Genomic DNA, 460 nt, shown 5'->3' on the forward strand with positions numbered 1-460 from the left:
GGAGAGTTTCAACTTCTGGTGGTCGCGAACGCCGGGTATTCTCCAGCCCAGGGTGACGATCCTTCCCGGTACCCCGGCACGATTGGACTGAGTAATAGACCGGCCATGAATGAATATGCCGGCACCGCGCCCAACCAGGCCAATGCGCCGTTGCACGTCAATTTCGTGCCGTTGCCCGACCTGGTCGTGACCGACGTTACGGCTCCGGCCCATGTTTTGGTCGGTCAGCCTTTCACCGCCACGTGGACAATCACGAACAACGGTGTCGGCGCCGTGCCCGACCGGCAATCGCTGTGGCAGGATTACGTTTATCTTTCGCGAGATCAGTTCCTGGATGTTCGAAGCGACGCCTTCCTGGGCGACTTCACCCGTCGCGGGACTCTCCAGGCCGGCGGAAAATATACGGTTACAGCGAACCTTACCCTCCCGCGCAACGTGACCGGACCGTATTATGTATTTG

General features: G+C 59.3%; 1 protein-coding gene. It reads left to right on the forward strand.

Features of this window, described 5'->3' with window-relative positions; all coding sequences use genetic code 11:
• Window positions 1-105: 105 nt before the first annotated feature.
• Window positions 106-460 (forward strand): CARDB domain-containing protein (locus tag I6F37_RS39320; protein ID WP_225154274.1); only part of this gene is annotated, 355 nt, incomplete at its 3' end.

Source organism: Bradyrhizobium sp. NBAIM08 (assembly GCF_020193935.1).
Lineage (GTDB): Bacteria > Pseudomonadota > Alphaproteobacteria > Rhizobiales > Xanthobacteraceae > Bradyrhizobium > Bradyrhizobium yuanmingense.